The sequence below is a fragment of the Holdemania filiformis DSM 12042 genome, from assembly GCF_000157995.1.
GTDB classification, from domain to species: Bacteria; Bacillota_I; Bacilli_A; order Erysipelotrichales; family Erysipelotrichaceae; genus Holdemania; species Holdemania filiformis.
The window spans coordinates 444,779-453,659 of the sequence record NZ_GG657553.1; the positions used below are offsets into that span (position 1 = coordinate 444,779).

General features: G+C 50.2%; 10 protein-coding genes. 3 read left to right on the forward strand and 7 right to left on the reverse strand.

Annotation, left to right across the window (positions count from 1 at the left end; translation table 11 throughout):
• From HOLDEFILI_RS04475 to HOLDEFILI_RS04500, 6 genes are all read right to left on the reverse strand, one after another.
• Nucleotides 1-606, reverse strand: a 606-nt coding sequence (locus HOLDEFILI_RS04475; RefSeq protein ID WP_006058279.1) for a PhnE/PtxC family ABC transporter permease, incomplete at its 3' end; no start/stop codon positions are given.
• Nucleotides 603-1,379 (reverse strand): phosphonate ABC transporter, permease protein PhnE, encoded by a 777-nt coding sequence (phnE, locus tag HOLDEFILI_RS04480; protein ID WP_006058280.1) that lies wholly within the window; start codon nucleotides 1,377-1,379, stop codon nucleotides 603-605. The genes phnE and HOLDEFILI_RS04475, both read right to left, overlap by 4 nt.
• On the reverse strand, nucleotides 1,372-2,160 hold the full coding sequence (gene phnC / locus HOLDEFILI_RS04485) for a phosphonate ABC transporter ATP-binding protein (protein WP_006058281.1): 789 nt from the start codon (nucleotides 2,158-2,160) through the stop codon (nucleotides 1,372-1,374). Before phnC ends, phnE begins: the two co-directional genes overlap by 8 nt.
• Before the next feature lie 3 nt (nucleotides 2,161-2,163).
• Entirely contained in the window at nucleotides 2,164-3,078 is a 915-nt protein-coding gene (locus HOLDEFILI_RS04490; protein WP_039864030.1) for a phosphate/phosphite/phosphonate ABC transporter substrate-binding protein, read from the reverse strand.
• A 416-nt stretch (nucleotides 3,079-3,494) separates the two neighbouring features.
• Nucleotides 3,495-4,757, reverse strand: a complete 1,263-nt coding sequence (locus tag HOLDEFILI_RS04495; protein ID WP_039863882.1) for a UDP-N-acetylglucosamine 1-carboxyvinyltransferase — start codon at nucleotides 4,755-4,757, stop codon at nucleotides 3,495-3,497.
• A gap of 85 nt (nucleotides 4,758-4,842) precedes the next feature.
• Complete coding sequence (locus HOLDEFILI_RS04500) at nucleotides 4,843-5,289, reverse strand: DUF3284 domain-containing protein (RefSeq protein WP_039863883.1); 447 nt, start codon at nucleotides 5,287-5,289, stop codon at nucleotides 4,843-4,845.
• 148 nt (nucleotides 5,290-5,437) lie between these two features.
• Here HOLDEFILI_RS04500 and HOLDEFILI_RS04505 point away from each other — a divergent pair, with 148 nt between their 5' ends.
• The 3 genes from HOLDEFILI_RS04505 to HOLDEFILI_RS04515 are packed head-to-tail and all read left to right on the forward strand — an operon-like array spanning nucleotide 5,438 to nucleotide 8,347.
• Nucleotides 5,438-6,247, forward strand: coding sequence for a TraX family protein (locus tag HOLDEFILI_RS04505; RefSeq protein ID WP_006058285.1), 810 nt, complete (start codon nucleotides 5,438-5,440; stop codon nucleotides 6,245-6,247).
• Nucleotides 6,248-6,275: 28 nt separating this feature from the next.
• Complete coding sequence (locus tag HOLDEFILI_RS04510; RefSeq protein ID WP_006058286.1) at nucleotides 6,276-6,953, forward strand: response regulator transcription factor; 678 nt, start codon at nucleotides 6,276-6,278, stop codon at nucleotides 6,951-6,953.
• Nucleotides 6,917-8,347 carry a HAMP domain-containing sensor histidine kinase gene (locus HOLDEFILI_RS04515; RefSeq protein WP_006058287.1) on the forward strand — a complete coding sequence of 477 codons (1,431 nt, stop codon included), beginning with the start codon at nucleotides 6,917-6,919 and terminating at the stop codon, nucleotides 8,345-8,347. Before HOLDEFILI_RS04510 ends, HOLDEFILI_RS04515 begins: the two co-directional genes overlap by 37 nt.
• Before the next feature lie 163 nt (nucleotides 8,348-8,510).
• Here HOLDEFILI_RS04515 and HOLDEFILI_RS04520 read toward each other — a convergent pair.
• A partial coding sequence (locus HOLDEFILI_RS04520) for an alkyl sulfatase dimerization domain-containing protein (RefSeq protein ID WP_006058288.1) occupies nucleotides 8,511-8,881 on the reverse strand: 371 nt, incomplete at its 5' end.

Sequence of the window (8,881 nt, forward strand, 5' to 3'; positions counted from 1 at the left end):
CTCAAAATGAATTGCCGTCCACGAAATCAGTTTTGGCATACAATCGACGGTCACCGCTTGGAAAACAATGTTAATCCAGCGCGCTCCGGTGGACTTCAGGGCTTCGATCTTTTCATCGCCATCTTCTTCAAAGGCAGCCGCATAACTCTTCGTTAAATATCCCACAGTCGGAAATACCAATCCCAGAACACCGCCGATATTGCCGAAGCCGACGCTGGCGACAACCATTAAGATCCAGGCCAGGGCCGGAACTGCCCGGATCATCGAAGCGCAGGCTTTAATCAACATTGATAAAATCGGAGAAGGCGTCAGATTCTCCGCAGCCAGGATCGCCAGAAAATAAGCGATTACTGCGCCTAAAACAAGTGCGGAAAACGCCAGGCAGATCGACAACAGAGTTTGTGACAGAATTGAGGGAATCAGCGTAATATCAAAGGCGGCAAAGCGCATCAGAACTTCCGGAAGATTACCAAATCGCTGCACAAAGATTTCAACATCCAGGTCCATCAGCTGAACTACGATGACGAACAAGCCGCCGAGTCCAACAAAGAGAGTCCCTTTTTTTAATTGCTCACTCAGCGGTGTTACCCGTAATTTCGTTTTCATCGCACATGACTCCTTATTTTATTCGTAACGAATTCTGTCGCTAAAACAATCATGACAACCAGGATGATAATAGCGCAGGCCTGATGATATTTAAACAGACGGATTGAAGTCTGAATCAGCACGCCGATTCCGCCGGCGCCAACCATTCCCAGAATCGCGCTGGCCCGGATATTGATTTCAAAACTATAAAGCGTCCAGTTGATTAAGGCGGGAACAAACATTGGGAATAAGCCGTGAACGATCATCTGTCCCGATGTTGCGCCCACGGATTTCAGCGCATCGAGTTTTCCCTGATCAATCTCATTGATCGAATCGGAATAGGAGCGGGCTAAAAATCCCAGCGTCGCAAAAATCAGAGCGATCAGTCCGACGATCTCGCCGACGCCAAAGGCATAAACCAACAATGAAGCCCAAATTAAAACGGGAACATTTCTGAGAAAGGAAATCACTGCGCGAATCGCCAGTCGAACCCCGGCTAAGGGACATGTCCGCTTCGAGATCAATAAGCCGCACACCAGTGACAATATCGTAGAAATGTAAGTCGCGAAAAGCGCGAATAACACGGTATCTGCCACCGCGGGTAAAACTGAGGCCAGCGTTGAGAAATCAGGCGGAAGAAAACGGGAAAGAAAGAACTGAACAAAAGCAGGAAAACCACTCAGAATTTCTATCAGATTCACCTTCATATACAGGTTTGCGAGTAGAAACAGGCCCAGGAGGAATCCGGCAATTTTCCCTTTGTTCAACAACTCTTTTTTAACGATTTCAGGCATAGACAAGTTCGGAACGCAGCTTCATCTGCATCTCTTTCCCTTCATAAATTGAACGGATCATCGCGTCGGTCAGATCGCCCGGAAGACCGTCATAAACTACATGTCCGGCCTTAATCCCGATAATCCGAGTTGCGTATTTCTTCGCAAAATCAACCTGATGCAGATTCACTACGCAGGTTAACCCTCTGGAAGTTGTCATCTGATACAAAGCCTCCATTACAATTTCAGCGCTCTTCGGATCCAACGACGCAATGGGTTCGTCAGCCAGAATCAATTTGGGATTTTGAATCAGACTCCGGCAAATACCGACACGCTGCATTTGGCCGCCGCTTAACTCGTCTGCTCGTTTGTATTTTTGTTCCGCAAGTCCTGTCTGTTCCAGCAGATGCATCGCCGTTTCAACATCAGCCTGCCGATACAGTCCGAATACACTTTCCCAGAAACTCATCTGACCCAGCCGGCCGTGCAGCACATTCTTTATCACGCTGGTTCGGTCAATCAGATTATAATTCTGAAAGATCATGCCGATCTGCGTTCTGACCTTGCGCATCTGACGGTTATTCATCGACGTAATCTCAGTCCCGTCAAACACAATCTTTCCTTCAGTTGGTTCGATCATCCGGTTAATACACCGGATTAATGTTGATTTTCCCGCTCCGCTAGGCCCGATCACAACGACAAATTCCCCTTTATCCAAAGTAATATTGACATCGGCAAGCGCTTGCGTCTGCGCGTTGTACGACTTGCTGAGATTTTCAATTTTCAGTAACTTTTCACCCATAGCTTAGTCTCCAAATTCAATGTGAAGCAGATCCAGCATTTCTTTTGCCGGCTGATAGTCGTCTTCCGTCACCTCGACGAAACGGATATCCCGGTTTCCATGCACAGCTTCAAAATAATCAGCGTCCTTATAGCTCAGAAAAAACGCTTTGATTTTCGCTTTTAAATCTTCCGGCAGGGAACCTCTCGCCACATACGCAGGATTCGGAATGATATCGCTGGATCCGATGATTTTAAAATCTTCCGCGTTTACCGCACCGGCTTCCGCCATCTGCGCGATGATGGATTTCGCCACACAGGCTGCGTCATAATCCCCCATTTGAACTCCGGAAACGCTTGTTGTATGCGATCCGGAAAAAGCGACGGTCTTGAAGAAATAATCGCTGGATTCCAGTTGATCCGGATCCAGATTCAACTGTTTGACCAGAGCCGCTTTCGGATAGAGATAACCGGAGGAACTCGCCTGATCAACAAACGCAAACGTTTTTCCGCGCAGACCCTCCATCCCTGTGATATCGTCGCGATCACTTCTCACAATAAAGGCGGATACATATTCAGCGCTCATCGGTGTGGATACTAACAATTCGGCGCCTGCTCTTTCTTTTGCCTGGAAATAGCTCATTGGCGATACCAACATGACGTCAATATTTCCGCCGGCCATCCCTTCAATCGCCGCCGTATATTCACTGGCTTCCATCGCTTCCACCTCAATACCAAGGTATTCGCTTAATGCCTGACCGAATTTTTCATGTTGACTATCAGCGGCTGGGTTATTCTCATTCGGCATTTGAACCAGAACTATTTTTTTAGGCCACTGTGTGTCTTGCTTTTCTGAATCCGGATTCGCGCTGGCGCATCCGAATAAAATACTGCACACGCACAGCGTGCTTAACCATTTTGTAAGTCTTCTTGTTTTCATCATCAGCTCTCCCTTATTTTCCTTTTCACCAGTTTTCAATTTTTCAGCTTGCCTTTGTTCGATTCCTCGGCAGCGAATTGCGCAAGCGTTAACGAGGAACAAGGCAATGTCAACGATGTTCCACATCTTCATCCCGGGCTAGATATGTACGTCGCAAACAAACAAGCCGCCTAAGAATTTCGTTCTCTCTTCCTGAATTTTCCATCTTAATTTATGAAATCAATTCCTCCTTATAAACAAGGTGAAGTATAACTGGTTTTTAATAAACGGCGGTTAAGGTACGGTTAAGATTTTGTAAAAACAAAAAAAGCTGGATACTGCATAAATCATGCGTTATCCAGCCAGCGTTGAGGATCACTGTTCTTAAATTTAACGAAATCTGTTAATTTCTATCCCGAGCCGATTTCTGACTTGTCTTATTCGATCGTTTCCCGCCAGATGTTTGCGCCCAATGCCCGCAGCTTGCCATCCAGGTCGTCATAGCCTCGTTCAATGTGATAGATTTCATGAATCTCCGTTACGCCTTCCGCTAACAAGCCGGCCACGACCAGACTGGCCCCGCAGCGCAGATCCGTCGCGGTGACCCGGTCGCCGTAGAGCGGCGTGATTCCTTCGATCGTGCAGCTGCCCTGACCGACGCTGATATCTGCGCCCATCCGCTGCAGCTCGATGCAATGCTTGAACCGTTCCGGATAAATCGTCTCCCGGATCGTCGACTTGCCTTCCGCCTGGGTTAACAACGCCGATAACGGCTGCTGCAAATCTGTCGCAAACCCAGGATATGGCAGCGTTTTGATATCCACGCCCTGCAGCTTGCCGCCGCCGCGGATCGTCACGCTGTCCACGTCGACTTCCATATCCACGCCCATTTCCTGCAGCTTTGACAATAACGATTCCAGATGCTGCGGAATAATGTTGGTAATCTTCATTTCCTTGGCCGCCGCGGCCGCCATGATGATAAACGTGCCCGCTTCAATCCGATCCGGGATAATTTCATGGAAACAGCCGGATAAATGATCCACACCGTCAATCGTAATCACATTCGTTCCCGCGCCTCGGATATGCGCGCCCATCTTGTTCAAAAGCGTCGCAACGTCGATGATTTCCGGCTCCTTCGCTGCGTTTTCAATTGTCGTGCGGCCTTTCGCATACACCGCCGCCATCATGATATTGATTGTTGCGCCGACTGAGGAAATATCCAGGAAGATTTTTGTACCGATCAACTCTTCCGCTTCGATCGTATAACAACCTTTCTGATAATCAACCTTCGCTCCCAGCGCTTCAAAGCCCTTGAGATGCAGATCGATCGGCCGCGGGCCCAGATAACAGCCGCCCGACATTTTGATTTTTACATGCTTGTATTTGCCTAACAACGCTCCCATAAAATAATAGGAAGCGCGCAGCTTCGTGACCGCCGGATGTTCCAACGGCCGATTGACCATTTCCGTCGGATCGATGATCAGATGCCCCCGATCCTTGTGCACCACTGCGACGTTCAATTCCTCTAACAAGGTGGATAACGATTCCACGTCCGCGATATCCGGCACGCCGCAGATCGTTACCGGGCCGTTGGCCAGAATCGAGGCCGGGATCAGAGCGACCGTCGCGTTCTTCGCTCCGCTGATTCTAACCTCTCCGTTCAGCTGATGACCGCCTTCAATCTTAAATACTTCTTCCATCGGTTGGGCTCCTTTCATTGCACTATCATACTATTAAGTTTTGATAAAAACGTGATTGTTCTGTAGTTTTTAAAATGCTGAACACTCATTCACCGTACAGCTGACGAATTTCGGTTTCCCATTGTTCCATCAGCCGCTGCAGCTTTTTCTTGTTATTCTTTCTTCCCATCCAGGAAAAACTTACGATCGCCAGTTTTTTCTCCATGTTGGAAGGTAAAAATTCCTCGCTATACGTCACCTGACAGCGATCCTTGCCCAGCGCGGCGCATTGAGTATCAATGACCTGTGTGCCGTCGAACATCTCGACGCGCAGCTGCACATGACCCGGCTTATCGTAAACGGCGACCTGTGCCTTGCCGATGCGCTGCTTCTTTTCGGAAACCAGAACCTTCTTATCATACTTCATGCCCTGATGAATCTCAGCAATCGTCAATTTCTTATCGGTTTCAATCTGAATGTCCTGTGCGATCCGGCGTGCCATAAAATTGAAAAACTGCACGGCGGAACAGGGAAACTGGTGTTCTATCTGCATAAACCTCATCCTTACCTTTTCCGTACCTATTATACCGTGAACTCCCCGGCATTGCCACTCTTTCCAAATCGCGTCCGGCAGTTTTCGTTTTCCTTAGAATTTCCTTAGATTTCCGGTTTATGCTCAAACTATCAAGGAGGAATCTTCAATGAAAACAAAAAAACGCTTTCGAGGACTGTCGGGATTGGATCTGAAATGCCTGGCGATGGTTCTGATGGTCCTGGACCACCTGCATTATTTCTTTGAATTTACTGGACGAATTCCGCTGCTTTTTTCGCAATTAGGCCGCTTATCCGGCTGGTTATTTCTGTTCTGCGCCGCGGAGGGCTTTGCGCACACCTCCAACCGCAAGCGTTATTTCTTACGCTGTTATGGTATTGCGGCGGCCATGGGCTTGATTCAGTATTTGATTCAGTTCTTCGGCTGGACCCGGGCTGACGGTTTTTATCCTGCAAATAATATATTTGCGACGTTTGTCCTTTGTTTTGTCCTGTGGCAGGGACTGGATGAATGCAAAAAGAAACGCTGGCTGCCGGGAATCGGCCTGTTGGCGCTGCCTTGGGTCTGGTATTTCAGCTTTGCCCGGCTGCCGCTTTCAATTATGCCTTACGCTTACTTTCTGCAATGCACACTGTTTCCGCTGCCTTTCTTAAACGAAGGCGGGATTTACTATCTGATCGGCGGCTTGATCCTTTACGGCCTGCGCCGTCACCGCGCCGTTCAGCTGAGCGTCTTCGTGCTGACGCTCGCCAGCTTATACGGTCTGATGCTTCTGCAGATAAATCTGAGCCATTTTACGGAGATCTTTACGATTGCTTATGAATGGATGGGCGTGTTCGCCGTCATTTTCATGGCGTTCTACAACGGAAAGCGGGGACCGCGGAATCAACGGTTTTTCTACTGGTTTTATCCGCTGCACGTCTATCTGTTTTATTTGTTGTCGTGCTTGATGGTATAATAGAAGCAACAGGACAGGAGGCGGAACGATGGCGACGCTGATCGCAGTGGACGATGACCTGGATTTACTCCGGCTGATCCGGATCGCGCTGGAAAAAGACGGACATCGGGTGCTGACCTTTGCGAATCCCGAGGAAGTCGGCGAAGACGACTGGGCGCAGGCCGATCTGATTCTGCTGGATGTGATGATGCCGCAGCAATCCGGTTTCGAGCTGTGTCAGGAAATCCGCGGCCGGCTGAGCTGCCCGATCTTATTTCTCAGCGCCCGCAGTGAGGAGGAAATGATGATAGAAGGCCTGGGGTACGGCGCGGATGATTATCTGACCAAGCCGTTCAGCCTGAGCGTTCTGCGCAGCCGGATTCAGGCCCATCTGCGCAGAGAACAGCGGCGTTCTTGGATCCGCCAGGACGGCTGGCAGATCGATCGGCAGCAGGACGTCGCTTTCCGCGGACAGCGGCTGGCACTGACCCGCAGCGAAAAAGAAATTCTGATTGCGCTGCGCCGACAGCCCGGCCGGATCTGGACCAAGGATCAGCTGTTGGCGCTGATCAACGGCTGGGATCGCGACAGCGGACCGGCGGCGATTACCGAGCATATTAAAAACATCCGGTCAAAATGCCGGAAATTGAATGAAGATCCGATAGAAACCGTATGGGGGATAGGCTACCGATGGAAAAAAGAAGACGCAGAAAAACCCGGACTCTAGCGCAATTCTTGCGGCGTTATTTTTTAACGACCGCTTTCGGCGTGCTCGCGATCCTGGCCGCGGCAGTGTTTCTGTTTATGGCCGGCTTGAACGCCGGCTTCTACACAAGCGCTGATCACAATGAAAAACAGGCGCAGGAGCTGATCGGCAAAATCCAGCGGCAGGATTTTTTTGACCCTGCGGAGGTTCCCGACGGCATCCATTACCTGTTGTTCAGTCATGAACAGCTGGCGGACAGTTCCCTGCCGGCGGACAGCGCGCTGGCTGATTTTTCCCTCTATACCGGAAGTTACACCGGAAGAATCGGGGCCGACACCTGGTTTCGCACCGACCTGCGGGCAGAAGTTGTCATTCTTCTGTTCCGCTATGAAGTGCGTCCGACCGCCCCGGGGATTGCCGCCCTGATCAGCGATCTGCAGGGACTTTTTATTAGTGTGACCGCCGTTCTCCTTCTCCTTTATTTATGGATGACAACCAACCGCTACGGAAAAAAACTGGTTCAGGCCTTGAATGCGCTGGAGGAATCCGCGACGCAGATCGCGTCGGGAAACCTTGATTTTACACTTCAAGACACCCCGCTGACGGAGTTCAACCAGGCGCTGGATTCCGTCGATACGATGCGCTCAGCCTTGAAGGATTCGCTGGTCCAGCAATGGGATATGCAGAATCAGCGGGAAATCCAGATCGCCGCGCTGGCGCATGATCTGAAGACGCCGCTGGCTGTGATTCAGGGCAATGTCGAACTGCTGCAGGAGGAAGCCCTGTCTGAAACAGCGGGGGAAAGTCTGGAGGCAATACAGCGGCGGTTAGGCCAATTAAGTCAGTATGTGCTTCAGCTTCAGCAAGCCGCCTGCAGCCAAAATCAGGCGGAACAACCGAAAGTAACACCGATCCATGAGCTGATCCGGCGCTGTACTGAAGAAGTGTCCGGATTGTGCCGCAACAAAGAAATCACGCTGACCGTGTTCTGCCCGCCGTTCTCAGCCCGGGTGCATGCCGAAACGCTGAGACGGGCGCTGATCAATCTGCTCGACAACGCGATCCGCTACTGTCCGCCCGGTAAAACCGTCCAGCTGATGGGCGCGGTGACAGAAACAAACTGGATCCTGAAGGTCAGTGACGAAGGGCCGGGCTTCCAGGCAGAAAGTTTAAAGCACATCGGCGAACCGTTTTACCGCTATGAGTCCGCCCGCAGCAGCAACGGCCATGCGGGGTTAGGCTTATATACCGTGTCGCAGGCGATGCAGATCGAAGGCGGACGGATGATCCCCGGCAATGTCCCGGATGGCAGCGGCGCGCAGGTGATCCTGGAATTCCCGCTGTTATCCCTGGCGGATGATTCAAAAATAGCTTCCGCCCCGGATCTAAAATATCCTATTGAAGATCAAAACTAATTTTTGATTCGCGGCTCTTTGAATTCTTCTTTCGGGGGGCTGTTTTTCATTATCAGCAAGAAAAAAGTTACAGCTTTCTTTTCAAAGCTAAATGACTTTCCCCTTTTTTAACGATTTTTCAGGACTCAGACTATCAGCTTTATTCAATTCTATCTCCATTGTCTTAGTCCAATCCGGCAGTTTTCCTCAGTTCTTTCGCGCAGGCTTTATAATAATGCCGTCCGTTTGCGCTTGTTTCCTCTTCCGCCAGTCGATCCAGCGCGGCGGCTTTGAGTCTCAGGATAGCGGCGTCCGGTTCTGCTTCATAACACAAATCGCACAGTTCCAGACACCATTGATCTTCGTGCTTCTCAAAAGCCATCCGGGCCGCAGCTTCAGTCCTATCCTTCCCGCCCATCAATTCCAGCATTTTCTGTGACCGGATGTGCGGTGCGAGCGGATGCAGATGCGTTGGATTTCCATCAAACCAGCCTAAATAGGCCGCATAGATTTCCCGGACCGCCCATTCCGCGCAGCCGTAATATTCCCCAAGAT